We start from the raw sequence: 26,226 nt of genomic DNA on the forward strand, positions 1-26,226 counted from the left end.
TCGGCGGTCGCGGTCGCCGTCACCCGACCATCTCTCCGGCCGTCTCGAGGCGGCGGTGGATGATCCCGTGGTCGACCACGCACCGCGATCACGTGCCTCCCCATCGCGGTGAGCTGTCAACCACCGGGTCGTCAGCCCGGAAGGGCGTTGATCAGTTCGGGCACGAAGCGCAGGTGCTCACTGAGCACCTGCGTGGCGCGTTCGGCGTCATGGGCGTTCATCGCCTCGACCAGCTCGCGGTGCTCGCGTTCGATCGTCGCCCGCCGGTGCGGTGCCTCGGTGATGGTGCGGATCGCGAGCCGGATGTGTCGGGGGCGCAGCGCGAGGTAGAGATCGGTCAGGACCGCGTTGCCGCCCTGCTCGACGATCGACTGGTGGAACCGCTGGTCCAGCCGCGCGAAGCTCGACCAGTCCTGCTGGGCACCGGCCGTCTCCATCTCGTCGAGGATCTGGGCGGCCGCTGCCGGCGCGCCGCGCTCGTGCCGGCAGATCTTGGCGAGTGCGGCGGACTCGATGATGAGCCGGGTGTCGTAGATCTCCTGCATCTCGGTGGCCGTGATGACCCTGACCTGCGCGCCGCGGCGGGGAACGAGATCGACATAGCGTTCGGCATGGAGCCGGTTGAGGGCCTCGCGGACCGGGGTCCGTGAGGTGCCGACGGCGCGGGCGAGGGTGGATTCGTCGAGGAATCCACCTTCGGCATATTCGCCACGCAGGATCGCCTCACTGATATGCCGATAGGCCGTCTCGCCGGCTGACGCGCGTGCGCCTCCCTCGGACAAGAGGGGCATCGGCGGCGTCGGCATGCTGTTCAGCCTATCTGTTGAGTCGGACCCTGCTCGTGTCCCAGGTCACGGTGGACGTGTAGCCTCCACTTGTATACACACTGTAGACGTAACGTCCACCGAGCGTACGCACGCCGGTTCGACTCCGACATCGAGGGAGAACGATGACCGAATCCACGACCCCGCGGCACGCCGTCTGGCTGTCCGAGCCGTCGAGCGCGGCCGTCGAGATGGCCGCGCTGGCCGGGTACGACACGGTGGTGCTCGATGTCGAGCACGGCACCTTCGACCTGGCCGCGCTCGACTGGATGCTGCCGCTGATCCGCGCGCAGCGCCTGACATCGATTGTCAAGGTGCTGGGTCCTGAGCGTGGCCCGATCCAGCAGGCCCTCGACCTCGGCGCGAGCGCCGTCGCGATCCCCCATGTGGAGTCCGTCGAGCACGCCGCCGAGGTGTCCGCCTTCGCGAAGTTCCCGCCGTTGGGCCTGCGCTCCTTCGCCGGCGGTCGTACGTCGCGCTACCGGGGCTTCACCGACGACTGGGTCACCGAGCAGGACGCCACCACCCGCTGCTACCCGATGATCGAGGACGCGTCGGCCTTCGCCGAGATCGAGGGCATCCTCGAGCTGCCCACGGTTGACGGCGTGTTCATCGGCCCCTCGGACCTCTCGCTGCTGCGCGGCCGCGGCGCCTACGGTGTCACCGCGGCCGATCTCGACGACCTGCGGGTCATCGCCCGCGCGGCACGTGCCGCCGGCAAGCCCTGGATCCTGCCCGCCTGGAGCGATGCGGAGAAGCGGCTCGCGGTCGAGGAAGGCGCCCACACGATGGTGGGCGTCATGCAGTACGGCGCGATGCTCGGCGGATTCACCGCCGCGCTGGAGACCATGCGCGCCATCGAGAACGAGCACGGAGGTCACCGATGAGCCTGTACGTCGCCGCGGTTCAGTTCGCGCCCACCGAGGACAAGGACGCCAACCTGGCCGAGATCGAGCGCCTCGTGCGCTCGGCCGTCGCGCGAGGCGCCCGCCTCGTGGTGCTTCCCGAGTATGCGGTCTTCACCGCACCGGCGATGGACGACCGCTTCGTCGACAGCGCCGAGCCGCTGGACGGCCCCTCGGTCGCGCGGCTGCGCGAGCTCTCCGCCGAGACCGGCGCGACGATCGTCGCCGGGGTCAACGAGGCGGCCGGGGAGGGGCGCATCCACAACACCCTGGTCGGTCTGCAGGACGGTCAGGTGCGCGCGGTTTACCGCAAGGTCCACCTCTACGACGCCTTCGGCTATCGCGAGTCCGACCGGGTCATCGCCAGTGACCCGGGCGCGCCCGAGCTGCTGCAGGTCGACGGTTACTCCATCGGCATGCAGACCTGCTACGACCTGCGCTTCCCGGAGGTCTCGCGCACGCTCGTCGACGCGGGAGCCGATGTCATCGCCCTCCCGGCAGAATGGGTCCCCGGACCGCTCAAGGAGTTCCACTGGTCGACGCTGCTGCGAGCTCGTGCCATCGAGAACACCGTGTATGTGGTCGCCGCCGACCAGTGCGCGCCGACGGGTGCCGGCAACAGCGTCGTGCTCGACCCGATGGGCAACACGCTCGCGGGGATCGGCGAGGCCGTCGGCGTCGCCGTGGCCGAGGTGGAGCGATCGCGCATCGATGCGGTCCGGACCATCAATCCAGCACTGACACTGCGCCGGTACCGCGTCGTGCCACGAGAGGAGTGACGAGATGAGGATCAGGGCCACGCGCGTGGCCGTGGCCACGGCCGCGCTGTTGGCCGCGACGAGCCTCGCTGCCTGCGGCGAAGGGGGAAGCGACGAGTATGTGCTGCACTACTCGACCTACTCCAACCCCACCTCCGACCAGTCCAAGACCGTCCAGCGGTGGGCCGAGGATGTCGAGGAGCTGACCGACGGCGGTGTCACGGTCAAGTTCCACTACTCCGAGAGCCTGGTCGACGCCGACGAGTCGGTGCAGGCGACCCTGGACGGACGGGTCGACCTCGCGCAGGTGGGCTCGCTGTACGCGGCCTCGGACCTCTCGATGTACACCGCCGTGGAGCTGCCCTTCGAGTCCTCGAATCCCGAGGCCCATATGGCGGCGATCCAGCGGCTGTACGAGGAGAACGACACGTTCCGTGAGGACTTCGAGCGCCAGGGCGTGCGCCTGCTGTTCCCGCTGCCGATCGGCAATGCGGTGCTGGGCACCACGCGGCCGGTCGAGTCCGTCGACGATCTGCGTGGCCGCAGCATCCGCGCCGGGGGTCTGCTCTCGGAGGTCATGGTGGCGGCAGGTGTGAACCCGGTGGCGATGACCGCGACCGATGTCTACGAGTCGATGGAGCGCGGCGTGGTCGGCGGGTACACCTCGCTGGGCATGTCGAATCTGCCGACCTTCGGCCTGTCCCGTTCGACGCCGTACATCGTCGACCCGGGGATCGGTGCCTACGGATCCTCGATCGTCGTCGTCAACGAGGACCTCTTCCAGGAGATGCCCGAGCAGTATCGAGAGGCTCTGCTCGACGCCTCGGTGCAGGCGCGCGCGTACGGGATCGAGGAGCTCGACGAGCTCGGTCTGCTCGCCTGCGACCAGCTGCGCGAGGCGGGTGCCACCTTCTCGGCGCTCGCTGAGGAGGACGTGGCCGAGATCCGCGACGAGACCGGTGCGGCAGAGGCCTGGGTCGAGCGATACGAGGAGCGGGACTACGACGCGCAGTCCGTCCTCGATGACTATCGCGACTTCCTCGCCGAGGAGAACGAGTCGTCGTCCTATGCCGATGCCCTCGACATCTGCCTGCAGGAGGTGCCCTGATGAGCCCGGTGAGTTTTCCCCGTCCCGTCCGCAGGTTCTCGTCGGTGCTGGTCATCGTGGCCGGCATCGTGCTCTTGGGCCTCGGGATCTTGACCGTCGCCGATGTGCTGAGCCGCAATCTGCGCGGCCAGTCGATCCTCGGCGCCATCGAGATCTCGACGCTGCTGCTGGTGGCCGTCGCTTTCTTCGGGCTGGCCGCGGCGGAGATCGACGGCCGGCACGTCTCGGTGAGCCTGGTCGAGGAGCGCCTGGGGCGTCGCGGGCGCATGGCGATGAGCCTGCTGCGCGCGGTCCTGGTGACCGTGCTCGGCGTGGTGCTCGTGTATGGCATGTTCGGCACCTTCGACAGCGCCCTGGAGCGCGGTGAGACCACGAACGATGTTCTCCGGCTGCCGACCTGGCCGGCCAAGCTGGCCGTCGCGCTGTCCTTCCTGCTGTTCTTCGTCCTCGCGATCTGGAAGGAGATCCTGACCTTCCGCGCGTTGCGGGCGGGTGAGGACGTCCCCTCCAGCGATGTCGAGGTGCTCATCGAGCAGACCGAGCCCGTTGCCCTGGGAGGCTCTCGTGACCGTTGACTCCATCGTGACGCTGGCTCTCGTCATCGTCCTGTTCCTCGGACTGCTGGCTGTCCGCCTGCACGTCGGGCTGTCGCTCATGCTCGCCGGGCTGGCGGGCGTGGTGGTGCTGCGCGGCACCGGTGCGGCGGTGGGTACGGCGGCCAATCAGCCGTACTCCACCGCGGCGGACTATTCGTTGACGATCATCCCGCTGTTCATCGTCATGGGTGTGCTCGCGGTGAACGCCGGATTGGCCCAGGCGGGCTTCGACTTCGCCTCGCGGGTGCTCGGCCGGCTGCCGGGCGGCAGCGCGCTGGCGTCGCTGGCGGGCTCGGGGCTCTTCGCTGCCGTGACCGGCTCGAGTGTCGCGACCGTCGCGACGATGGCGCGCGTCTCGACCGATGCCATCGTCAAGGCGGGCCTCGGCCTGCGGCTGGCCGCGGGGGTGGTCTGCGCCGGCGGCACGCTGGGCGTGCTCATTCCGCCGTCGATCGTCCTCGTGCTCTACGGCGTGGTCGCGAGCGAGAGCATCGGGCAGTTGCTGCTCGGCGGCATCGGGCCCGGACTCCTCACGATCCTCGCCTATGCCGCGACGGCGATGATCATCGTCTCGGTCCGTCGTCGACGGCACCGTGCGGAGGCCGCCGAGACGGATGCGGCCGACGGCGGAGGTGGTGGCACGTCGACGGCCACCCGCACCGATACGGCCACCAAGGTCGATGTCATGGGCGTGGTGTTCCTCGGTGTCATCTTCGGCACCTCGATCGGCACGATCTACCTGGGCCTCGCGACGCCGACCGAGGCGGCGTCGTTCGGTGCGCTGGCCGCGCTCATCATCATGCTGCTGCGGGTGCGACCGCCGCAGTGGATCGCACGCCTCAAGGAGTCGGTGACCGAGGCCATCGGCCTGACGGCGATGACCTTCCTGCTGATGACCGGCGCGGGTGTCTTCACCTACTTCCTCGCCCTCTCGGGAGCGAGCGCCGCACTCGTCGACGTGGTGGTCAATGCCGATCTCCAGCCCTATCTGGTGCTGGTGCTGTGCCTGTTGTTGCTGTTGCCGCTGGGCATGTTCCTGGACGGCATCTCGATGATCCTCATCGCGGCGCCGTTGCTGCACCCGATCCTGACGGGTTATGACTTCGACGGGATCTGGCTCGGCATCATCATCGTGAAGGTCGCTGAGATGGCGCTCATCACGCCGCCGGTGGGCATGAACGCCTTCGTATATTCCGGTGCCGTGCCGGAGGCGGGACTCGGCAAGGTCTTCCGTGGCATCGGGCCGTTCATCCTGGCCGATGTCGTGGTCGTCGCTCTGCTCATCGCGGTGCCGGGCATCGTGACCTTCCTGCCGGAGCTGTCCTCGGCCACGTAGCGAGCCGCCGATGCAGATAGAGGAGCCGCGGGTCCCAGGCGGGGCCCGCGGCTCCTCGCGTCGGATGCTTCGAGGTGTGAGACGGGCCGCGACCGGGTTTCAGAGTTTTCTTAGCGAACTTTTCGTCCGCTATTACGGTGAAAATCGTCCGACTCGCGGAAAAAGCGGAGGCATCTACCTTTCATAAAAGGTGGTTGTCCGCTTTAGCGGACGATAGCGTCCCCGCAACGGGGTGACGTGTGCGCCCCGGTTTCTGCTCGGGTATCGACCTCGCGTCGATCCATAGTTCGGATGGGGACTAATGGATTCACACTGGAATCGCTTAAGAAACGGGCCACCACGGTCCGCCGCAAGAAGTAGGATCCGTCGATGGGTGGCCGCGGGAGCGGCGGGGGCGCTCGTCGGCGGCATGCTCGGAGCCGGAGCGGCCACCGCCGCGCCGGACGACGACTCTGAAGCCCTCGGCCAGGTCATCTACTCGGATGTGCTCGACCTGCAGCTGCTCGAAGCCGCCTTCGCGGAGAGCGGCAACCCGAGCGACCCGGGCCCCAATGCCAACCCACTCAACATCGGCGCGCTCGATGCTCTGGAGATCGGACTCGGCAACGGTCTGACTCTTCCGCTGATCAGCACGCCCGAGGGCGGCGGCCTGCTCGACCTCGGTGAGGTCGGCACGCTGCACTCCTTTGCTGCCTCGGAGTCAGCCGATGGCTCTGTCGCCAGCGCCGGCGCGGTCGGCGCGGACGGCACGATCGCGATCGACCCGGAGAACCCGGGCGCCTACGGTCCGGCCACGGTCAATCTGATCGACCTGCTCCGCCAGCTCAACCTGGACGGTGTGACCAATCAGCTGATCGACCAGTTCGAGCTCGAGCTCGGCGCCATGGCCTCGCGGGCCGAGGCGACCGGTACCGATGTCGACTCGGAGTACGTGCTGGCCGATCTCGGCCTGAACTTCCGTGCCCCGGCCCTCGACGGCGTCGTCGGAGCGGTCGACGAAGTGGTCGGCGAGACGGGCACCGCGCTGGATGCTCTGGTGGGTCCCGGTGGAGCCGTCTACGGGGTCATCAACACACTCGTCACAGGTCTCGACGCGCTCAGCATCCCGTTGGTCGGTGGTATCGATGCCTCGCTGAACGAGTTCAGCATCGACACCACGGGGCTCGTGGAGAGCGTCCGCACCGAGCTGCTCCAGACGCCGATCAACAACGCGACGGTCAACGAGGACGGCACGATCAACGATGACGCGTCGATCAACATCGATCTGTCGACCGGCACGGTCAATGTCAACCTCGAGCAGCTGCTCGTCGGCCCCGGCGGTCCGTACGCGGGCCAGACGCTCAGCACCCTGCCGGCCAACACCGATGTGCTCACCGATGATGTGGTCAACACCATCGTCAGCGGTGTCACGAATGCGCTGACCGGCGATGCTGCCGACTACCCGAATGCGCTGACGGCGAAGGTCACCAATCTGGTGACGGACGCGGTCTACGGCCTGGGCGTCAACATCGACATCCAGCTCGGCGTTTCGCTTCTCGGGATTCCGGCGACCAGTACCCAGATCTTGCTGCAGGATGCCGCGGGTAACCCGGCGACTCTGGGTGGTGTGCTGGGCGTCGACGGTTACCCCGCAGCGAGCCTCGAGATCGTCGATGACGGCATCCTGGGTGGTCTGCTCAACGCTGTGACGGGTCTGATCACGCCGGTTGTCGGCAACATCGGTCCGTTGCTGCAACCGGTGATCGACACGTTGATCAGCAATCTCTCGACCACGCTGAACGGCATCACCCAGCCGATCGTCACCGGCCTGCTCGGTGAGAACGCCCTGCTGAAGACGATCATCGATCAGGTCGCCTCGATCACGATCAACGATCAGCCGACGCTCAAGGATCCGGCGCAGCCGAGTCACCTCGAGAACGGTGAAGGCTTCACGGTCAGCGCCCTGAGCCTGGGGCTCTTCCCGGGTGCTTCGGTGGTGAACCTCGATCTGGCGTCGTCGTCCGTGCGGGCGCAGGAGGCCGTGATCGAGGATGTCGTCATCACCGATCCTTCCGAGGGCGATGAGGTTCCGGCGGGTACCGACGGCACTGCCACGGTGCCGGTCTCGGGTACCGGCGAGCCGGGCGCGACGATCGAGGTCACGGTCGGCGACTTCACCGGCACGACCGTCGTCGAGGACGATGGCACCTGGACGCTCGACGTCCCAGGCCTGGAGATCGGTGATCACACGATCGTCGCGGAGCAGTTCGTGGACGAGGAGTCCACGGGCACCGATTCGGTGAGCATCTCCGTCGTCGACGGCGACGCGGGAACTGACCCAGAAGCGGGAACTGACCCCGACGCGGGAACTGACCCCGACGCGGGAACTGACCCGGATGCGGGTACTGACCCCGACGCTGGGACGGATCCCGACGCGGGTACTGACCCGGATGCGGGTACTGACCCCGACGCGGGAACTGACCCGGATGCGGGTACTGACCCCGACGCTGGGACGGATCCGGATGCGGGTACTGACCCCGACGCTGGGACGGATCCGGATGCGGGTACGGATCCCGACGCGGGTACGGATCCGGATGCGGGAACGGATCCGGATGCGGGGACGGATCCCGATGCGGGTACTGACCCGGATGCGGGCACCGATCCCGATGCGGGTACTGACCCGGATGCGGGGACGGATCCGGATGCGGGTACTGACCCGGATGCGGGCACCGATCCGGATGCGGGTACGGATCCCGACGCGGGTACGGATCCGGATGCGGGAACGGATCCGGATGCGGGTACTGACCCCGACGCTGGGACGGATCCTGACGCGGGTACGGATCCGGATGCGGGTACTGACCCGGATGCGGGAACCGATCCCGACGCTGGAACGGATCCCGATGCGGGTACCGATCCTGACGCGGGCACCGATCCTGACGCGGGTACGGATCCTGACGCGGGTACGGACCCGGATGCGGGCACGGATCCTGACGCGGGTACGGACCCGGATGCGGGCACGGATCCTGACGCCGGAACCGATCCCGATGCGGGCACGGACCCTGACGCCGGAACCGATCCCGATGCGGGCACCGATCCCGATGCGGGTACCGATCCTGACGCGGGTACCGATCCTGACGCGGGTACGGATCCGGATGCGGGCACTGATCCCGATGCCGGTACGGATCCGGATGCGGGCACGGATCCTGACGCCGGAACCGATCCCGATGCGGGAACTGATCCGGATGCCGGTACGGATCCGGATGCGGGCACGGATCCTGACGCCGGAACCGATCCTGACGCCGGAACCGATCCTGACGCGGGAACTGATCCGGATGCGGGAACGGACCCCGACGCTGGTGATCTCTCCATCGACATCAGCCGTCCGGTCCTCGAGCGCCTGCAGACACAGGTGGGCACGGGTAGTGGTTATGCACCGGGCACGGTGGTGCAGGGCTACATGAACTCGAGCCCGCAGCTCGACCTCGGTACGCAGGTCGCCGATGAGAACGGCGATGTGCGGTTCGAGTGGCAGATCCCGGCTTCGGCCGATCTGGCGGTCCACTCGTTCAGCCTGGTGGCCGATGACTACCCGGATCAGTCGATCGACTTCCGTGTGGTCGCCGAGTCCGGCGGCAGCGCCGACGGAGGCAGCACCGACGGTGGCGGCACCAGCGCCAGCGGCGGCAAGCTGCCCCGGACCGGTGCTGACGCCGGAGCGCTCCCGCTGGGCGCCATCGCCGCCATGTTCCTCATGGCCGGTGCCGGTGCTCTGGTGGTCTCGCGCCGCCGGGACGGAGTGAACGAGTAACAAGAGGAGTCGGAGTCATCCGTCTCATCTAGGCCATGTGGGCCCGGCGTATGCCGGGCCCACATGGCCGTCTCCTCGATCGGATCAGGTTGTTCCATGAACAGTGCTTCCCCTTCCTCCCGGCGTCCCAGCTCCTCGTCAGCTGCTCGGTCGCCGGTTCGTCGTGCCTCGGCGTGGTTCCTCGTGGCGATCGTGCTCGCCCACACCGCGATCATCGCCCTGTGGGTCGGCCCCTCCACCCCGCTGCGCAATGCGGTGGGCGATGAGCGTCTCCGCAGCTACGTCATGCCGTTCTTCGACCAGAACTGGCGCATCTTCGCGCCCACCCCGCGCCGCGCGGCAGTCACCTTCGAGATCCGCGCCTCGATCGAGGATCCGACCACCGGAGAGACCTCGCCCACGGACTGGATCGATGTCGTCGAACGCGAGGACGACATCATCCGCGGCAATATGACACCGTCGCGGATGTCATTGGCCGGCCGGCGCACGGCCAACACGCTCAACTCGGTCATGGCCGAGATGAATGAACGGCAGCGCACCCAGATCGCCGCCAACTACCTGACGACGCCCGTCGCCGATCTGCGCGGTCGTCTCGCCGATATCGAAGGCGGGGCCGGGATCTCCGATGTCAGCCGGTACATGCGCTACGACGAGATCGCCACGAGCCTCGCGACCTACTACGCCTCCACCGTCTGGGAAGGCGACATCGCCTATGTGCAGTACCGCACGTCCATCCGGTACGTCCCCGGTTTCGACCAGCGCAAGGAACGCGATATCGACGATGCCGAACGCACGTACTACGAGTACGGCTGGCGTTCCACGACTCCACCCGATGCCGACGTGACGCGCATGTTCTCCGCCTACACGGGGGAGGAGCCGCAGTGAGGACGCTCATCGTCACGGCGCTGGATCGCCTCGCCGACCTACTGGGCCGCGGCGAGGACTGGGTCCTCGAGAAGAAGCACGCCCTCTACGGACTCGCGGTCAGCCGGATCCTGGTGGGTATCGCCGCCCTGGGTGTCCTGCTGGCGAACTTCGGCCACCGGCATGCGCTCTGGGGAGGGGCCTCGGAGTGGGTCGAGCCGCTGCGCCGCGACTCGTCCTGGGGCTTCCTCTACTGGGTGTTCGATGGCGGACCGACGCGGTTCACCCTCACCTATCTGCTGTTGATGGCCGTGGCGATCGCCGTCATCGTGGGGTGGCGTACCCGCGCGGCCGTCGCGGTGCTGGTCATCGGCCTCGCCGCGCTGGTGGAACGCAACGGGCTCGTGGGCGATCAGGGCGACAACATCGCTCGTGTCGGCCTGCTGCTGATGCTCTTCATGGACACCTCGCGGCACTGGTCGCTCGACGCCCGCCGACGTTCCCGGGTGAGCGATGCCGATCCGTTGTGGCGTCGGTGGTGGGGTGGCGGATCCGTGCTGCCGGAGTGGCTCAGCACGGTGCTGCACAATGTCGCCCTCATCGCGCTGGCTCTGCAGCTGTTCATCCTCTACACCGCCTCGGCCCTGTTCAAGATGCAGGGCACCTACTGGCAGGACGGGACGGCGATCTACTACCCGCTGGCCTTGCACGAGTTCGGGGTGTTCCCGTGGCTGAACACGCTCCTGACCGGCAACGGCCTCGGGGTCATGATCGGGACGTACGTCGGCGTCCTGGTCCAGCTCTACTTCGTGATCGGCCTGCTCCACCCCGTGACGCGACGCATCGTGCTCATCGGCGTGGTGCTGCTGCATGGTGGGATCGCGGTGTTGATGGGTCTGCCCTGGTTCTCGCTGTCGATGCTCGCCTTCGACGCGATCTTCGTCTCGACGGCGACCTTCATGGCGCTCGATCGTTGGCTGAAGCCCCGGGTGACCGCCCGGACGGCGGCGCTGCGCGCGAAGTTGCCCGCCCGCGTGGGTGGCACCAAGGAGGATGCGCCGGCTCAGGTGGCGGAGTAGTCGAGTTCGGCGGTGATCCGCAGGCCGGAGTCATGGTCGACGTCCCACGTGCGACAGATGTAGTCGACGATGGTGAGACCGCGCCCGCTCACCGCGTCGTCGGGGGCCTCGAGGGGGCGCAGATCGGGAGCCTGCCCGCTGTCGTGGACGCTGACACGCACATAGTCCTCGTGGATGCACCAGGACACCTCGATGCGCCCCTGCTGGTCCGGGTGCCCGTGCTCGACGGCATTCGCCACCAGCTCGGAGAGCACGAGGACGGCGTCGTCGATCACGGCCTCGCGGACGCCGGCGTCGACGAGCTCTGCGTGCATGAGCGCCCGAGCCCGTCGCGCGACGGCCGCCGAGTACGCGAGATGGATCGTCGTACACGGGTCGTCGGGGACGTGGATCGAGGACACGGGACTACGCTACGGCCTCGTCGGGGATCCCGCCTATCGCGGAGGCGATCGAGGGACGTCTCTTCGTGCGGCCCCCGACGGCTCACCCGATGGGTGAGAGCGAGCCGGTGAGACCGAACAGGTCCTTGGGATCATCCGGCTCGGCCACGAGATCGATGAAGGTCTCGAAATTGGTTCCCCGGACCGCGTCACGCAGGTAGCGAAGAGCAGAGAAGTCCTCGATCGCGAAGCCGACGGAGTCGAAGACCGTGACCTGGTCGTCCGAGACCCGTCCGGGCCTGCGGCCGGCGAGGACCTCCCAGATCTCGGTGACCGGATACGTGGGCGAGAGCTGCTGGATCTCGCCCTCGATCCGTGTCTGCGGCGTGTACTCCACGAAGATGTCACCGAGCTCGAGGATTCGCGGGTCGAGTTCGGTCTTGCCCGGACAGTCCCCGCCGATCGTGTTGATGTGCATACCAGGCGTCACGGCCTCGATGGGCAGGACACTGCCATGCAGCTTGTCGGCGGTGCAGGTCGTGACGATATCGGTTCCGGCCGCGGCGTCTCGGGCGTCCGCAGCGACGGTGATGTCGAAGCCGAGGGGACGCATGTTGCGGACGAACTTGGCCATGGCATCGGGATCGCGGTCCCAGATGCGCACCGTGTCGATGCCCAGGGCCGCCCGGAGTGCCAGCGCCTGGAACTCCGACTGGCTGCCCGTGCCGATCATCGACATGCTGCTGGCGCCGCGTCGGACGAGGTGTTTGGCCACCAGGCCCGAGGTGGCGGCGGTACGCAGAGCGGTCAAGATGGTCATCTCGGCCATGAATCTCGGATACCCGTTGTGGGCATCGGCGAGGACGCCGAAGGCGGTCACCGTCTGATAGCCGCGAGCGGGGTTGGAGGGGTGACCGTTCACATACTTGAACGCGTAGGTCTCGTGGTCGCTCGTCGGCATCAGCTCGATGACCCCGAAAGGGGTGTGGCTTGCGACGCGAGGACTCTTGTCGAAGACCTGCCAGCGCTGGAAGTCATGCTCCAGGTAGTCCATCATCGCGCTGAGCGTCGCCGTCACGTCCGCATGTCGAACCCAGCGGATCATGTCCTGAACGCCGACGAATCGTGTCATCGTGACTCCTTATTACTCAAGGGGAGGGGGTGAGCGTGTCCGGTGGCGTCAGGGCATCGCAGGTGCCCAGGTAGGCACTCAGCATCGCCTCGGCGACTGCTCGGACGGCGCCATCGGGAGGGAGGAAGGTGGGAGAGTGGAGACGTTCTGTCGACGAGGTCCCCACGAAGAGCATGATCGACGGCCAGCATTCGGCGAAGAAGGCGAAATCATCGGCGCCGAGGGAGCGCAGCGACCGTGATACCTCGATACCTCGAGCGGTCAGCCGGGCGTTCGTGGCGGCGGCGAGCGCGGGATCGTTCCTGAGCACCGGCTCCCCCACCGTGAGCCGAGTGTCGGCCACGCAACCGTGTGAGTGCGCGATGTGATCGGCCGTCTCACGGAGTCGGGACTGCAGCAGATCACGGGTGTGGTCGTCGAGAGAGCGGAGCGTGCCCGAGACTCGCGCCGTGCCGGGCACCACGTTGGCTGCGTCTCCGGCGGAGAAGGAGGAGACGCCGAGCACTGCCGAGGCCATGGGGTCCACGCCGCGGCTCACCACGGCCTGGAGTGCCACCACCAGATGTGCCGCGGCGAGCAACGGGTCGCGGGTGAGATGGGGGTAGGCGGCGTGTCCGGGCTGTCCCTCGATGACGATCACGAACTCGTCGGAGGAGGCGTTGACCGCGCCCGGCACACAGGCCACGACACCGTCGTCCAGGGTGGGCTGGACATGCACGCCGATCATGGCCTGACAATCCTCCTTGACCAGCACACCGTTCGCTGCGATGTCCTGAGCGCCCGAAGGGTAGGTCTCCTCGCGTGGCTGGAGTACGGCCAGCAGCGGGAAATCCCCGCCGACCTCGTCGATCGCGCGAACGACCGCGACGAGAGCGCTCAGGTGGACGTCGTGGCCGCAGGCGTGCATGACCCCGTCGTTGCGAGAAGCCCAGGCGTAGCCGGTGGCCTCCGCGACGGGGAGGGCATCGAGCTCTCCTCGCAGGCCGATGGCCGGTCCAGGGCCGCCGACTCGGACGACCGCACCCGTCTCGGCCACCTTGTGGGGCTCGCTGGCCACCCCGAACGCCGCCAGCACCCGGTCGCGGGTGATCGATTCCTCCCCGGACAGCTCAGGGTCGCGATGCAGCTCGCGTCGCAGCTCGATCGCCGCGGGCAGGTGGCGGTCGAGCGCCTCCCACAGTCGTTCACTCATTGCTTCCCCCGTAGACCCGGCGAGCATTGTCGCGTCCGATCAGTCGAGCCGTGTTCAGGGCGTCGTCGAGTGTCCAACCACCGTGATCCACCCACGATTGGAGGACACGTGACGTGCCCGCGCGCCACAAGAGAGCTCCGAGATAGTGCAGCTCCGGTGGCCCGTAGGCGTCCGATGAGTAGAGCACCTTGGTGAACGGGGCCAGCTCCATGCTTTCGGCGATGATCCGGTGGGACGCGGCGCCGGTGTAGTTGATGGCCAGCCCGACATCGAGGTAGACGTGGGGGAACACCTGGGCCAGATAGCCGGCCTCCCGGTGGTACGGATAGCAGTGGAGCAGCATGATGTCGGTTCCCGTCGGCTCCACCTGACGCAGCCAGTCGGTGAGCAGCGCGGGATTGCAGCGATGCAGGTCAAGATCACGATCGCCGTATCCAGCGTGCAGCTGGAGCGGGAGCCCGGTGTCGCACGCGGCGTACAACGCCATGCGCAGGAGCACCGGGTCGGTCAGCCGCGCCGGCGCGCCTGCCTCGACTGCGGCCATCCATCGGCCGGCTGCCACGATGACCTCGCTCTGCGAGGGACGTGTAGGGGCGAAATCGAAACCGTGACGGTACGCGACAACGGACTTCCAGCCTGCGACGGCGGGAGACAGCCGGGACAGCTCGTCGGCGAACGCAGCCATGAAGCCGGCGGCGGTGGTCGACGTCACGAGGTTCTCCGCGATGGTCTCCAGCCGGGCGATCTCGCGGACTCGGCCGGTGGTGACGGACTCCATCGTCCTCGTGCTCATCAGCAGGTCACCTCCCATCCCGGTGTCCACGAGCCATTCGCCGACGCCGCTCGCGTCGAGCAGACGACGGGTCAGCTCGGGCACCGACAGCTCTCTTCTGGCGGCGAGATATGCGTCAGGGCCCGCGACCGCGTCGAGCCCGAGCACCGTGGGGCAGCGACGCAGGATGGCGACACCGAGATGGGAGTCGAACACGCTCGTGCCGGCAGCGGGCGAGTGGTCGGATTCGGTGATCAGGCTCTGTAGGGTCGCGTCATCGACGGCATGGGCCAGCGGGGCGTGGGCGTGGTGATCGACGAGCTCCAGCTCGCGCAGCGCACTCTCGAGATCAGTGGACATCGGCGATCCTTCGGCAGAGCGCGGCCGGGTCGAGCCCGGCGGTGAGGTCGATCTCGCTCTGCTTCACGGCGATGAAGGTCTCCAGCAGATCCTGATCGAACCACGTCGAGACCGTCGCGTCCTCGCGGAGCGCGGCGAGCGCCTCGGGCAGGTCGCGCGGCAACTCCTCGATGCCGGCCAGGTCCTCCCCGGCGTCCTCGGGCCAGATCTTCGGGTCGTCGTACTCGTGGGTGATGCCGTGGAGACCCGCGCGGATCAGCGTGCCGAGGGCGAGCCAAGGATTGGCGGTGGCGTCGCAGGCGCGGAACTCGAGATTGTATTGGCTCGCGATGTCGGCCCCGGGCATGGTGGGGCAGATACGAAGCAGGGCCTCGCGGTTGCGCTCGGCCAGGAACACGCCGCCGGCGCTCCATCGATGAGGAGCGAGTCGAAGGAAGGACACCGGGCTGGGGGCGGTCACGGCGGTGATGGCACGGGCATGGGCGAGCACGCCCGCAGCGAATCGGCGTCCCAATGCGGAGAGCCCGCCGGGCTCACCGGCGTCGTAGAGACCGGCCTCGCCGGTGGACGGGTCGCGGAGCGAGAGGTGGATGTGCACGCCGTTGCCGCTGCCGTCAGGATCGGTCAGCGGCGCGAAGGTGGCACGGTGGCCGTGACGTCGGGCAATGTCCCGGACCAGCTCCCGCAGGAGAACCGCGCGGTCGGCGGCGAGGAGGGCGGGCGTGGGTTCGACGGTGATCTCGAACTGCTGCTCGCCGTACTCGGGAAGCCACGTCTCCGGCCCGAAGCCGTTGAGCTCCAGCAGCGCGACGAGCTCGGAGCCGAATGGGTCGGCGTCGCGGAAGCGCTGCCAGCTGAACGGCGCGCTGGAGTCGAGGTCTTCGAGCATGAATTCGTGCTCGAAGGAGGCCACCACCTCCAAGCCCGTCTCGGCGGTGAAGTCCGCGAGCGCGGAGCGGGCGAAGGCGCGCGGACATGACGACCACGGGGTTCCGTCGAGCAGGCACTGGTCGGCGAGGTAGAGGTCGACCGCGGCGTGGTCCTGCGATGCCGGCAGATGCGTGCGGGTGCTGGCATCGGGGACGAGGCGCAGGTCGCCGGTGGACCCGAAGACATTCGGGACGACGATGCTGCCGAAAGAGGAGATCGCGAGATTGGCCGGCACCCAGCCGACGCCTCGCCGGTGGGCGCTCGCGGCGCGCGAGGCCGGGACCGCGCGGCCGCGGGTCTGTCCGGCCAGGTCGTTCGTGGCGATGAACGTCATCGGCTCGTGGTTCATAGTCTTCCCTTCACCAGTGGGCGGCTCGATCATTACACATCTGGCCATCGAGTCGCCAGTAGAAATACTTGTTACATACGTGTTGCTCGCCGGATGCGTCTTCTGATCGCTGGAACGATAGGTTTTTTGGGGTTTCATTCTGGTAGAGCTGCAGTCGCGTTCGGCATGAAAGTTACGAAACATTCATGCTGAACTATTGCCGGAAGCCCTGTTACAGGCCTAGGGTTCCTAACCACCGGGAACCGCCGAGCCCGTCCGCCCGGTGCGCCGAGGGAAGGAACAGACCATGAAGGTGCGATTCAGGAACCTTGCAGAAGCCGAGCGCCGCGCCAAACGCGCACTGCCGCGCGCGGTGTGGCTAGCGGTCAAGGCCGGCAATGAGCAGGGCTGGACGCTGGACGACAATCTTCGAGCCTTCAACGAGCTCGGATTCTCACCGACGATCTTCGACCGGCCCACGTCCTTCGAACTGGGTACGCGGATCCTCGGAGTGGATATCGACTTCCCGGTGATGATCTCGCCCGTCGGCGCTCAGGCCATCCATCCCGATGGTGAGGTCGGAGTCGCCCGAGCGGCCGCCCGAGCGGGTACGTCGATGGGTCTGAGCTCCTGGGCGGGGCACGATGTCACCGATGTCGTGCGCGCCAATCCCGACACTTTTTTTCAGCTGTACTGGGTGGGCAGTAAGGACGACATCGAACGCCGGGTGGAGGCGGCCCGCCGGGCGGGTGCCAAAGCGCTCATCGTCACCCTCGACTGGTCGCACACGCCCCGCCGGGACTGGGGCGTCCCTCCCGCGCCGCCGAGCGACCTCGGTCCGCGGACGGTGGCTCGGCTCGCCCCCGAAGCGCTTTCGCGGCCAGCGTGGCTGGCCCGCTATCTGAGTCGCGGTTCGATCCCCGATCTGCGTGTCCCCAATCTCTTCGGCGACGACGGATCGGTGCCGTACTTCGGTGCGGCCTGGTCGGTCTTCGAGGAGACCGCGCCCCCGACCTGGGAGGACGTCCGATGGCTGCGCGAGCTGTGGGGCGGGCCCTTCATGGTCAAGGGCATCAACACGATCAAGGACGCCAAGCTCGCGGTGGACGTCGGCGCCGACGCGATCTCCGTGTCCAACCACGGCGGCAACAACATCGACGGATCACCGTCCCCGTTGCGTTATCTGCCGGACATCGTCGCCGCCGTCGGCGAATCGGCGGATGTCGTCGTCGACGGCGGGGTGCGCCGCGGATCCGATGTCGTCAAGGCTCTCGCCCTGGGGGCGAAGGCGGTCTTCGTCGGCCGGGCCTTCCTGTACGGCCTCGCCGCCGGCGGCGAGGAGGGCGTCTATCAGGTGCTCCAGATCCTCAAGAGCGGCATCCGCGAGACCATGTACGGCATCGGGCGCGGTTCCGTCGATGAGTTGTCCCCCGCCGACCTCATGGTCCTCAACCGCGACTTCTTCGTCGCTCCGACGCGCTAGGAGACCCTCGGATGGCACACATCATCGTGATCGGGGCCGGCAGCGCCGGATGCGTCGTGGCGACCCGTCTCACCGAGAGCGGCGAGCATCGCGTCACGCTGCTGGAGTCGGGACCCGACCTGTTCACCGACGAGACGACCGCGCGGTTGTCGTCACTGAACTGGCTCGAGGCATTGAAGGCGACGGATGCCTTCGCGACGGGTCTCATGGCCACGCGACTGCAGCACGACGAGCCTCGTGAATATCAGCGCGGCAGAGGCGTGGGCGGATCCGGTCTCGTCAACGCCATGCTCGCACTGCCGGGCTTGCCTTCGGACTACGACTCCTGGGCCGTCGACTACGGCCTCGATGAGTGGACATGGTCAGCGGTCGAACCATGGTTCGACCGCCTCAAGCAGGACGTCGTCGCCTCATCGCACGACCAGTACACCCCGATCGATCGGGCGACGGCTGCCGCAGCCGAGGCCTTCGGCCTGCCGACCGATGTCGACACCTACGGACCGCAGGACGGCGGCGGCGCACTGTGGCGGCATGCGGACGAGCGGGGACGTCGCTCGAGCCGGGAGCGCTATCTGGCTGCTGCGCGGGACCGGTCGCAGCTCGTGATCCGTCCCGACAGCGAGGTGAGCCGCGTCGAGATGGACGGTGACCGTGCGACCGGCGTCGTCCTCACCGACGGAACGATCCTCGAGGCCGACGAGGTGGTCGTGTGCGCCGGGACGATCGAGACGCCCGCGGTGCTGCTCCGCACCGGCATCGCCCGCCGCGGCATCGGGCAAGGACTCCAGGATCATCCCGCCGCCTCGGTGTACCTGCGTCTCAAGCCCGCCTATCGTGCCTTCGAGGACCGTCAGCCATGTATCGGCTCGGTGCTGCGACTGTCGTCGAGCGACGGCGAGGGCGATCTGCACTTCCTTCCCCTGCACGGTCCGTTGGCGCCGACAGTCCCGGAGACCCACGGTGTGCTGATGGCCGCGCTCATGCGGGTCACCTCGCGCGGGGAGGTCCGGCTGGACCCGCAGAACCCCGACGGTCCACCGATCACCGCCGAGAACATGCTGTCGACCCCCGAGGACCGGCGGGCGATGCGCGAGGCCGTCGAGGTACTCCAGAAGCTGGTGCGCACGGACCCGTTCACAGAGATCCTCGAGTCGGTCTTCATCGATCCCGAGGGAACGCCGTTGTCCGCGCTCGACGACGAGACCGCCTATGAGGCATGGCTCGACCGTTCGGTGGGCGACTACTTCCACGCGGTCGGCACGGCGCGGATGGGCCGAGAGGACGACGAGGACGCCGTCGTCGATCAGCGTGGCCGCGTCCACGGCGTGCGGCAGTTGCGGGTCATCGACGCCTCGATCATCCCCGACGTGCCCCGTGCCAACACCCATCTTCCGACAGTGATGGTCGCCGAGCGCCTCAGCGCGGCGCTGCTCGATGACCTCGCGGCCGCGACGAACGAAGGAGCACAGCATGCCGCAGCACAGTGACGACCACCCCACCTGGAACAGGGCACGCGCCGTCGTCCCCCGCGGGGTGTCCTCGGGGCACCGGGTCGGGTGGAAGCAGGTCTTCGTCCGCACCTCGGGCGCCTATGTCTGGGATGCCGACGGCAATCGCTACGTCGACTATCTGAACGCCTGGGGGCCGATCGTCCTCGGCCACAGCGACGACCGGGTCAACCGCGCCGTGTACGAGGCGGCGTCGACCTGCGACCTGACTGGTGTCGGACCGCAGCCGGGAGAGCCGGAGTTGGCCGAGAAGATCTGCGAGGTGATGCCCAGCGCGGACAAGGTGGCCTTCTGCACCTCGGGTACCGACGCCACGATGCACGCGGTCCACGTGGCGCGGGCGGTGACCGGGCGGCGCAAGGTACTCAAGTTCCACGGCTCGTACCACGGGTGGAACGACCACGTGGCCGTCGGCAGCTCACGCAAGGATCTGACGGCGCAGTCGGTGCTGAACACGCCCAACGGCGGCGGTCTCCACCCCGAGGTCGTCGCGGATGTCGTGGTGGTCGAGTGGAACGATCGCGCGGGACTCGAGGCCGCATTCGACGAGCACGGTGCCGATATCGCGATCGCCTTCGCCGAGCCCTATATCCACAGCTTCGGCTGTGTCCCGGCGCAGCCGGGGTTCCTGGAGCTGCTGCGTGAGCTGTGCACGCGCTACGGCTCCGTGCTGACCTTCGATGAGGTCAAGACCGGCTTCCGCGCGGCGATCGGCGGATACCAGTCGCTCTGCGGGGTGACGCCCGATCTGACCGCCTTCGGTAAGGCCGTCGCCAACGGCTATACGCTCGCCGGCCTCGCGGGAAGGGATTCCCTCATGGGGCACTTGGGAGCCTACGACCGCGAGCACGCGACGATCGACGGTACGTACAACGCCTCGCCGTATTCGGTAGCGGCCGCCAACGCGACCTTGGCCGTGATGGAGGCCGAGCAGATCCATCAACGTCTCTGGGACCTGGGTGCGCGTCTGCGCGAGGGCATCGCGAAGGCGATCGTCGACACGGGCGCCCGGGCCGTGGTGGACGGTCTCGGCTCGGAATGGTGCGTCTACTTCCGCGACGAGCTACCGACCAACTTCCGTGAGGCGATGGAGTCCGACGCCGACGCCTACGGCCGCTATCACGCCTCGCTGCTCTCCCAAGGCATCCTCGAGCCGGCTTTCCCGACGGGCGACCGCCGGCTCAACGCAGCGACCAGCGACGAGGACATCGATCGCACCATCGAGGCGGTGCACGTGGCGCTCGCCGCCAGCCGCCGCTAGTCCACGGCGACAGGGTCCATCGGCCCTTCGTCCCTTCGCCATCCCCACTCCCTGAGAGGAAACCACGACCCATGCTTTACTCAGTGCGCCCGAAAACACCACGGAAGGTGGCCGCGACCGCCGTCGCGACGGCCGCCGTCACCCTGCTAGCGGCCTGCGGTGGCGGCTCCGATGATGCGTCGGATGCCGACGAGATCGTCATCGGCTTCGCGACCTCCGAGAGCGGGAACATGGCCCCCTTCGACGTGGAACCCACCCAGGCGGCCATGTTGCGCATCGACCAGATCAATGCCGACGGAGGAGTCGACGGGAAGACCATCCGCACGGTCACCCGCGACGTGCGCAGCAGTCCTGAGACGGTCGGGACAGCCGCCACCGAGCTCATCGGCGAGGGCATCGACCTGCTGGTGACACCGTGCGACTTCGATCTCAGCGCACCGGGTGCCAGCGTGGCGCAGAGCGCGGAGGTGCCGGCCATCTCGATCTGTGCGGGAGACCCGAAGATGGCGGACCTGACGACCCTCGGCGACTTCATCTTCTCGGCCAATGCGGGAAGCGATGTCGAGGGCGGGTCGGGTGCCGCCTGGGCGATCGATCAGGGGTGGCAGAGCGCCTATCTCCTGCAGGACGAGAGCATCGAGTACACCAAGTCGGCCGGAGCCTACTTCCAGGCGACCTTCGAGGAGCTCGGAGGCGAGGTCACCGGATCGGACGCCTTCCCCGGTGGCGACAGCGTCAACATCGCGAGCCAGGCCGCCCGGCTGCGCGGCATGTCGCCGCAGCCGGACTTCGTCTACGTGGCGAGCTGGAACCCCGGCGGCGCGACGGCGATCCGTCAGCTGCGCGAGGCCGGCGTCGAGATCCCGGTCCTCGGGCCGGCGGCGCTCGACGGACGAGCTCTTCTCGACATCGTCGGCAACGCGAGCGACATCTACTACACCGGTTTCGCCTGCTACACCTACTGCACGGGCGCGGAATCGGCCGACCTGGACGACTTCGTCTCGGCCTATGAGGACGAGTACGGTGCCGAGCCGTCGTCGGCGTACGCGGTGCTCGGCTACTCGATGGTCTCGGCGATCGCCGGCGCCCTGACGGGCATCGACGACCTCGACGGTCCCACGGTGCGCGATGCGCTCGCCGAGGGTGAGGCGGTCTCCACGCCGGTCGGCGAGGTCACCTACTTCTCCGAGACATGCCACAAGATCATCGACTTCCCGATGAGCGTCATCAACGTGGCCGACGGGGCGATGTCCTTCGTGACGCAGCAGCGGCTCGAGACGCTGCCCGACCTCGGCGACGGAAACGCCTGCGCCGGCTGACGCCATGACCACGGTCTCCGAAGCACCTTCCGTGCTGGCCATGCGCGATGCCGGTGTTCACTTCGACGGCGTCAAAGCGGTCGACGGCGTCAGTCTCGCCGTCTCCCGAGGTGAGGTCCTGGGCCTGATCGGGCCCAATGGATCGGGTAAGACGACCACGTTGAACCTGCTCAGCGGCATGCTGCGTCCGACCTCCGGGGCGGTGCTGCTCGATGACCGCGATCTCAGCCGGCTGTCGATGCGGCGGCGCGTGCGCGAGGGCGTCGTCCGCACCTACCAGAGCGGCCGGGTGTTCGGTCGTCTCACGGTGTTCGAGAACGTCGAGGTGGCCGGTCTCGGGGTCGGTCTACGTCGCGGCGCCGCCCGAGACATGGCACGGACCACGCTCGAGCGACTGGGCCTGGAGGACGTCGCCCATGTGACGGCGGACTCGCTGACGGCGGGTCGGATCAGGACTACGGCCATCGCCCGGGCACTCGCAGCCCAGCCGCGGTTCCTCCTGCTCGATGAGCCGGCTGCCGGTCAGAACGAGTCCGAGGCGGTCCAGCTCATCGACAGCATCCGCGGCTTCGCGCGCGAGCACAGCATCGGGGTGCTGCTCGTGGAACACGACATGTCCGTGGTGATGGGCACCTGCGATCGGCTGCATGTGCTCGACAGCGGCCGGACGGTCATCGAGGGCGAGCCTCAACGGGTGCGCAAAGACCCTCAGGTGATCGAGATCTACTTCGGGAAACGAGAGTGACATGGACCTGGTGATCGACGACCTCTACGTCCAGTACGGCTCGTCCGTCATGGCCGTCCAAGGAGCGTCGCTGGTCGTGCGCGACGGTGAGCTCGTAGCGCTCATCGGCCAGAACGGTGCCGGCAAGAGCACGCTGATGAAGGCGGCCATGGGGTGGGTGAGCCCGCACGCCGGGTCGATCGCGATCGACGGGATGTCGGTGCGGGACCGCGCCTTCTCCCATCTCGAGCGCGGCGTGGCCTTCGTGCCGGAGGACCGAGGCATCTTCAGCAGCCTGACCGTCGGGGAGAATCTGCGGCTCGGCGCGGTGCGGCGACGCGACAAGAAGGCCGTCGCCGAGGACATCGAGCGCGAGCTGGAGCGCTTCCCAGTGCTGCGCCGATACTGGGGGCGCGGGGCGAGCCTGCTCTCCGGCGGCGAGCAGCAGCAACTGGCCATCGCGCGAGCGATGATGCTCAACCCGAGGCTGCTGCTGCTCGACGAGCCCACGCTGGGTCTCGCCCCGATCATCGTCGACCTGATCTTCGATGTCATCGAGCAGCTGCGGGCGGAAGGCGTGACGATCCTGCTCGTCGAGCAGAACGCGGTGCGTTCGATCGAGGTGGCGGATCGTACCTATGTCGTGCAGGCCCCGGGCCGGATCATCGGTGCGGGGACGGCGGCGGAGCTGGGAGCGTCACCGGAGGTCGTCGACTATCTGGGCTTCGAGCCGACCGACCTGGGGAGGGCGGCGTCATGATCGTGGACTACATCATCTCGGCGCTCGGGCTCGGTGCCCTGTACGCCCTGTTGACGATCGGGGTGGCACTGCTCTTCGGCGTGCTGGGCCTGATGAACTTCGCCTATGGCGAGATCATCCTCGCTGCCGCATTCGCGTTGTACTTCTTCCGCGATGCGCCGTGGCTCTTCGCGGTGGTGATGGCGGTGGTCTTCGCGGTCGCCGTGGCCCTGCTGAGCGAGCGGTTGGCTTTCCACCCGTTACGCGGCGCCGATCCGGTGACCCTCATGATCGCCTCGTTCGCGGTGAGCCTCGCCCTACAGAGCGTGGCGCGTATGACGGTCCTGCCCCGCACGCAAGGCGTGCCCCCGCAGGACTTCCTGGCGCAACGGGTCGACATCCTCGGTGCGCGGGTGAGCGTCCGGGACCTGGTGACCTTGGTGCTCTGTGGCCTGGTGCTTGCCGCGGTGGCATATCTGATGGGCCGGACCTCGCTCGGGGTCCAGCTGCGCGCCGCCGCAGAGGACTTTCAGATGGCCGAATCGCTCGGTGTCAAGGGCAATCGCGTGATCGCGAGCGCCTTCGTGATCGCTGGTGTGCTGGCGGCGGTGGGAGCCGTCGTGCTCGTGGCCCGGCAGGGGGCGGTCTCGGCTGAGATGGGGTTGCAACCGATGCTCATCGGGGTGATCGGAGCCGTGCTCGGCGGCATGAGCAGTCTGCGCGGTGCCGCACTGGGCGGTTTCATCCTCGGCGTCGGTACGGCGACCCTCGAGGCGCTGTTGCCCAGCGATCTCATCGCCTTCCGCGACGCGTTCCTGTTCACCGCCCTCATCGGTGTTCTCGTCGTCCGACCCCAAGGCCTCCTCTCCGGATCGAAGGTGCGTGTCTCATGATGGCTCTGGTGCTCGAACGGGTGCGGACACCGCTCATCCTCTCGGCGATCGCGGCTCTGGTGGCGGTTCTCGGTGCGATCGGCGGGCCGACTGTCCAGCGGGTGGCGGTGCTGGCGCTCGTGTCGATCGTCTTCGTCGCGGGCCTGTCGACCTTCTCGGCGAACTCGGGGATCATGTCCTTCGGTCACGTCGCCTTCATGGCGCTGGGCGCCTACACCGCGGCCTTCCTGACGATCCCGGCCCCGTTGAAGGCGACCTTGTTCACGCAGCTGCCCGCGCCGTTGGCCTTCTTGCGCGACGTGCAGTCGAGCTTCGTGGTTGCCGTCGTGGCCGGTGGTCTCGTCGCCGCGGTGCTGGGGTTGGTGACCGCCCCGGCGATCGCGCGGCTGACGGGCTTGCAGTCGGGGATCGCGACCCTCGCGATCCTGATGGTCGTCTACAACGTGTTGAGCAGTTGGACCTCGGTGACCCGGGGGTCGTCGAGCATGATCGGCATACCGCAGGCCACGACGTTGTGGGCGGCTCTCGGCTTCGCCGCGGCCGCGATCATCGTCGCCTGGGCCTATCAGGCCTCCCGTAGTGGGCTTCAGCTGCGTGCCTCGCGCGAGGACTACTGGTCGTCGGTCGCCAGCGGTGTCTCTGTGGGGCGGCACCGGGCGACGGCCTGGGTGATCAGCGCGTTCCTATGCGGTGCCGCAGGCGCGTTGTATGCGTGCTTCGTGACCTCGTTCAATGTGAACGCCTTCTTCCTGTCCACGACCTTCGGGTTCATCGTCATGGTGGTGCTCGGTGGGTACCTCTCCCTGAGCGGTGCGGTGCTCGGCGCGGCCGTCGTCAGCATCCTGCAGGAGGTGCTGCGGCGTTTCCAGGACGGCCAGTTCACCGGCGGGGCGGCGCTGCCGGCCGGTGTCGCGGATCTGCTGCTGGCGGGTGTGCTGTTGTTCGTTCTGATCAAGTTCCCGTTAGGCCTGATGGGCGCACGGGAGCTGGGGCTGCGACGACGGCGCGCGTCGGTGAAGCAGGAGGCTCCGGTCGAGGCGTAGGGGTCCGCCGATCGATCAGTGGGTGTCGAGGGAGGACTCGATCACCGACAGTCGGCGGACTCCCTGCTCCCCGAGGTGGTCGGCCACAGCGCCGATCGCCGCCTCGCTGACGGCCATCGCCGCCATGAGGGAGTCGAAGGGCGATGCGCTGTCGACGCGGCTGGGCAGCACGACCTTGGCGAACTTGGCGATCGGAGAGAGCCAATTGTCGGTGAAGAGGCAGATCGTCGCGCCGCGTTCGCTCATCTGACGTGCGAGGCGCAGGCTCACATCGGAGTAGCGTCGGTAGTCGTAGACGACGAGCACGGTCGAACTCGTGCTGTCGGCGATCGCGGTGCGCTGGTCGATGTCCTCACTGCGCACGAACTCGACCCCGGCGCGCAGGATCTGCAGGTGCATGGCCGTGTAGTCGGCCAGTACGCGGCTGAACCGGCCACCGGCGATACGCACCTGCCGCGAAGGGTCGGACAGCAGTCGTACCAGGGACGCGAACTCCGAGACCGGAACCTCGTCGAAGGTGGTGCTGAGCATCGATGCGAAGGCCTCGCCGTGGTGGCCCAGGCTGCTGGGCTCGCCTTGTCCGTGGGTCTTCTCCGGATACTGCTTGAGGGGCGATCCCAGCTCCCCGTTGAGCTCGTGCACCAGGGCACGTTGGAGCGCGGGGAAGCCGGTGAAACCGAGCCGGTTGACGAAGCGGATGACGGTGGGAGGGCTGACGCCTGCGATGCCGGCGAGTTCGGCCACCGTGGTCAGCCCGGCGGACGGGTACTGCGCGAGCAGGGCGCGTCCCACGCGGCGTTCGCTGTCGCTGAGAGTGTCCATGCTCGCGTACAGCAGCGATCGAACCGAGCTGTGCCCGTCGGGGATGACCGTCATATTCCGAGCGTAGCAACGCCTGGCAGCCT

At 67.8% G+C, this 26,226-nt stretch carries 23 protein-coding genes; 16 read left to right on the forward strand and 7 right to left on the reverse strand.

Annotated elements, in window-relative coordinates; genetic code table 11:
- Window positions 1–131: 131 nt before the first annotated feature.
- Window positions 132–806, reverse strand: coding sequence for a GntR family transcriptional regulator (locus tag JL108_RS07895; protein WP_205197772.1), 675 nt, complete (start codon window positions 804–806; stop codon window positions 132–134).
- A 143-nt stretch (window positions 807–949) separates the two neighbouring features.
- On the opposite strand from JL108_RS07895, the gene JL108_RS07900 reads away from it, so the two are divergent.
- The 8 genes from JL108_RS07900 (at window position 950) to JL108_RS07935 (ending at window position 11,257) form a co-directional block, all read left to right on the forward strand.
- On the forward strand, window positions 950–1,711 hold the full coding sequence (locus JL108_RS07900) for an HpcH/HpaI aldolase/citrate lyase family protein (protein ID WP_205197773.1): 762 nt from the start codon (window positions 950–952) through the stop codon (window positions 1,709–1,711).
- Window positions 1,708–2,508, forward strand: a complete 801-nt coding sequence (locus JL108_RS07905) for a carbon-nitrogen hydrolase family protein (protein WP_240190798.1) — start codon at window positions 1,708–1,710, stop codon at window positions 2,506–2,508. The genes JL108_RS07900 and JL108_RS07905 overlap by 4 nt, the downstream gene beginning before the upstream one ends.
- Window positions 2,509–2,512: 4 nt before the next feature.
- Window positions 2,513–3,595: a C4-dicarboxylate TRAP transporter substrate-binding protein gene (locus tag JL108_RS07910; RefSeq protein WP_205197774.1), complete on the forward strand. Its 1,083-nt coding sequence runs from the start codon at window positions 2,513–2,515 to the stop codon at window positions 3,593–3,595.
- The gene (locus tag JL108_RS07915) at window positions 3,595–4,170 is read left to right on the forward strand and encodes a TRAP transporter small permease subunit (RefSeq protein ID WP_205197775.1); all 576 of its coding nucleotides are present in this window, start codon (window positions 3,595–3,597) and stop codon (window positions 4,168–4,170) included. Before JL108_RS07910 ends, JL108_RS07915 begins: the two co-directional genes overlap by 1 nt.
- Window positions 4,160–5,527 (forward strand): TRAP transporter large permease subunit, encoded by a 1,368-nt coding sequence (locus JL108_RS07920; RefSeq protein WP_205197776.1) that lies wholly within the window; start codon window positions 4,160–4,162, stop codon window positions 5,525–5,527. The genes JL108_RS07915 and JL108_RS07920 overlap by 11 nt, the downstream gene beginning before the upstream one ends.
- Window positions 5,528–5,900: 373 nt before the next feature.
- Window positions 5,901–9,314, forward strand: coding sequence for a choice-of-anchor G family protein (locus JL108_RS07925; protein WP_205197777.1), 3,414 nt, complete (start codon window positions 5,901–5,903; stop codon window positions 9,312–9,314).
- 96 nt (window positions 9,315–9,410) lie between these two features.
- Window positions 9,411–10,199: a DUF5819 family protein gene (locus tag JL108_RS07930; protein ID WP_205197778.1), complete on the forward strand. Its 789-nt coding sequence runs from the start codon at window positions 9,411–9,413 to the stop codon at window positions 10,197–10,199.
- Window positions 10,196–11,257, forward strand: coding sequence for an HTTM domain-containing protein (locus JL108_RS07935; RefSeq protein ID WP_205197779.1), 1,062 nt, complete (start codon window positions 10,196–10,198; stop codon window positions 11,255–11,257). Before JL108_RS07930 ends, JL108_RS07935 begins: the two co-directional genes overlap by 4 nt.
- Here JL108_RS07935 and JL108_RS07940 read toward each other — a convergent pair.
- The 5 genes from JL108_RS07940 to JL108_RS07960 all read right to left on the reverse strand — a co-directional run bounded on the left by JL108_RS07940 (window position 11,242) and on the right by JL108_RS07960 (window position 16,372).
- The gene (locus JL108_RS07940; protein ID WP_205197780.1) at window positions 11,242–11,658 is read right to left on the reverse strand and encodes an ATP-binding protein; all 417 of its coding nucleotides are present in this window, start codon (window positions 11,656–11,658) and stop codon (window positions 11,242–11,244) included. The two genes, JL108_RS07935 and JL108_RS07940, sit on opposite strands and share 16 nt — an antisense overlap.
- Window positions 11,659–11,740: 82 nt before the next feature.
- Entirely contained in the window at window positions 11,741–12,769 is a 1,029-nt protein-coding gene (locus tag JL108_RS07945; protein ID WP_205197781.1) for an ornithine cyclodeaminase, read from the reverse strand.
- Between the two features lie 16 nt (window positions 12,770–12,785).
- On the reverse strand, window positions 12,786–13,961 hold the full coding sequence (locus tag JL108_RS07950; protein ID WP_205197782.1) for a M20 family metallopeptidase: 1,176 nt from the start codon (window positions 13,959–13,961) through the stop codon (window positions 12,786–12,788).
- Entirely contained in the window at window positions 13,954–15,093 is a 1,140-nt protein-coding gene (locus tag JL108_RS07955) for an amidohydrolase family protein (protein WP_205197783.1), read from the reverse strand. Before JL108_RS07955 ends, JL108_RS07950 begins: the two co-directional genes overlap by 8 nt.
- Window positions 15,083–16,372 (reverse strand): glutamine synthetase family protein, encoded by a 1,290-nt coding sequence (locus JL108_RS07960; RefSeq protein ID WP_205197784.1) that lies wholly within the window; start codon window positions 16,370–16,372, stop codon window positions 15,083–15,085. Before JL108_RS07960 ends, JL108_RS07955 begins: the two co-directional genes overlap by 11 nt.
- 286 nt (window positions 16,373–16,658) lie before the next feature.
- On the opposite strand from JL108_RS07960, the gene mftD reads away from it, so the two are divergent.
- The 8 genes from mftD (at window position 16,659) to JL108_RS08000 (ending at window position 25,321) form a co-directional block, all read left to right on the forward strand.
- On the forward strand, window positions 16,659–17,834 hold the full coding sequence (gene mftD / locus JL108_RS07965; protein ID WP_205197785.1) for a pre-mycofactocin synthase MftD: 1,176 nt from the start codon (window positions 16,659–16,661) through the stop codon (window positions 17,832–17,834).
- A gap of 11 nt (window positions 17,835–17,845) precedes the next feature.
- A complete protein-coding gene (locus JL108_RS07970; protein WP_205197786.1) occupies window positions 17,846–19,321 on the forward strand; it encodes a GMC family oxidoreductase in 1,476 nt (491 codons plus the stop codon).
- Window positions 19,305–20,603, forward strand: a complete 1,299-nt coding sequence (locus JL108_RS07975; RefSeq protein WP_205197787.1) for an aspartate aminotransferase family protein — start codon at window positions 19,305–19,307, stop codon at window positions 20,601–20,603. Before JL108_RS07970 ends, JL108_RS07975 begins: the two co-directional genes overlap by 17 nt.
- Before the next feature lie 107 nt (window positions 20,604–20,710).
- Entirely contained in the window at window positions 20,711–21,922 is a 1,212-nt protein-coding gene (locus tag JL108_RS07980) for an ABC transporter substrate-binding protein (protein WP_205197788.1), read from the forward strand.
- A gap of 4 nt (window positions 21,923–21,926) precedes the next feature.
- A complete protein-coding gene (locus tag JL108_RS07985; RefSeq protein WP_205198032.1) occupies window positions 21,927–22,667 on the forward strand; it encodes an ABC transporter ATP-binding protein in 741 nt (246 codons plus the stop codon).
- A gap of 1 nt (window position 22,668) precedes the next feature.
- The gene (locus JL108_RS07990; RefSeq protein ID WP_205197789.1) at window positions 22,669–23,406 is read left to right on the forward strand and encodes an ABC transporter ATP-binding protein; all 738 of its coding nucleotides are present in this window, start codon (window positions 22,669–22,671) and stop codon (window positions 23,404–23,406) included.
- Window positions 23,403–24,278: a branched-chain amino acid ABC transporter permease gene (locus JL108_RS07995; protein WP_205197790.1), complete on the forward strand. Its 876-nt coding sequence runs from the start codon at window positions 23,403–23,405 to the stop codon at window positions 24,276–24,278. Before JL108_RS07990 ends, JL108_RS07995 begins: the two co-directional genes overlap by 4 nt.
- Entirely contained in the window at window positions 24,275–25,321 is a 1,047-nt protein-coding gene (locus JL108_RS08000; RefSeq protein WP_205197791.1) for a branched-chain amino acid ABC transporter permease, read from the forward strand. Before JL108_RS07995 ends, JL108_RS08000 begins: the two co-directional genes overlap by 4 nt.
- Before the next feature lie 15 nt (window positions 25,322–25,336).
- Here the strand turns inward: JL108_RS08000 and JL108_RS08005 are convergent, their stop codons facing one another.
- Window positions 25,337–26,197, reverse strand: a complete 861-nt coding sequence (locus JL108_RS08005; protein WP_205197792.1) for a MurR/RpiR family transcriptional regulator — start codon at window positions 26,195–26,197, stop codon at window positions 25,337–25,339.
- Window positions 26,198–26,226: the final 29 nt, after the last annotated feature.

It is taken from the genome of Aeromicrobium sp. YIM 150415 (assembly GCF_016918125.1).
Lineage (GTDB): Bacteria > Actinomycetota > Actinomycetes > Propionibacteriales > Nocardioidaceae > Aeromicrobium > Aeromicrobium piscarium.

Bases quoted from the DNA above. Each gene is read 5' to 3' on its own strand.
- JL108_RS07895 (WP_205197772.1), bottom strand. From the start codon at position 806: ATGCCGACGCCGCCGATGCCCCTCTTGTCCGAGGGAGGCGCACGCGCG.
- JL108_RS07900 (WP_205197773.1), top strand. From the start codon at position 950: ATGACCGAATCCACGACCCCGCGGCACGCCGTCTGGCTGTCCGAGCCG.
- JL108_RS07905 (WP_240190798.1), top strand. From the start codon at position 1,708: ATGAGCCTGTACGTCGCCGCGGTTCAGTTCGCGCCCACCGAGGACAAG.
- JL108_RS07910 (WP_205197774.1), top strand. From the start codon at position 2,513: ATGAGGATCAGGGCCACGCGCGTGGCCGTGGCCACGGCCGCGCTGTTG.
- JL108_RS07915 (WP_205197775.1), top strand. From the start codon at position 3,595: ATGAGCCCGGTGAGTTTTCCCCGTCCCGTCCGCAGGTTCTCGTCGGTG.
- JL108_RS07930 (WP_205197778.1), top strand. From the start codon at position 9,411: ATGAACAGTGCTTCCCCTTCCTCCCGGCGTCCCAGCTCCTCGTCAGCT.
- JL108_RS07945 (WP_205197781.1), bottom strand. From the start codon at position 12,769: ATGACACGATTCGTCGGCGTTCAGGACATGATCCGCTGGGTTCGACAT.
- JL108_RS07950 (WP_205197782.1), bottom strand. From the start codon at position 13,961: ATGAGTGAACGACTGTGGGAGGCGCTCGACCGCCACCTGCCCGCGGCG.
- JL108_RS07955 (WP_205197783.1), bottom strand. From the start codon at position 15,093: ATGTCCACTGATCTCGAGAGTGCGCTGCGCGAGCTGGAGCTCGTCGAT.
- JL108_RS07960 (WP_205197784.1), bottom strand. From the start codon at position 16,372: ATGAACCACGAGCCGATGACGTTCATCGCCACGAACGACCTGGCCGGA.
- mftD (WP_205197785.1), top strand. From the start codon at position 16,659: ATGAAGGTGCGATTCAGGAACCTTGCAGAAGCCGAGCGCCGCGCCAAA.
- JL108_RS07970 (WP_205197786.1), top strand. From the start codon at position 17,846: ATGGCACACATCATCGTGATCGGGGCCGGCAGCGCCGGATGCGTCGTG.
- JL108_RS07975 (WP_205197787.1), top strand. From the start codon at position 19,305: ATGCCGCAGCACAGTGACGACCACCCCACCTGGAACAGGGCACGCGCC.
- JL108_RS07985 (WP_205198032.1), top strand. From the start codon at position 21,927: ATGACCACGGTCTCCGAAGCACCTTCCGTGCTGGCCATGCGCGATGCC.
- JL108_RS07990 (WP_205197789.1), top strand. From the start codon at position 22,669: ATGGACCTGGTGATCGACGACCTCTACGTCCAGTACGGCTCGTCCGTC.
- JL108_RS07995 (WP_205197790.1), top strand. From the start codon at position 23,403: ATGATCGTGGACTACATCATCTCGGCGCTCGGGCTCGGTGCCCTGTAC.
- JL108_RS08000 (WP_205197791.1), top strand. From the start codon at position 24,275: ATGATGGCTCTGGTGCTCGAACGGGTGCGGACACCGCTCATCCTCTCG.
- JL108_RS08005 (WP_205197792.1), bottom strand. From the start codon at position 26,197: ATGACGGTCATCCCCGACGGGCACAGCTCGGTTCGATCGCTGCTGTAC.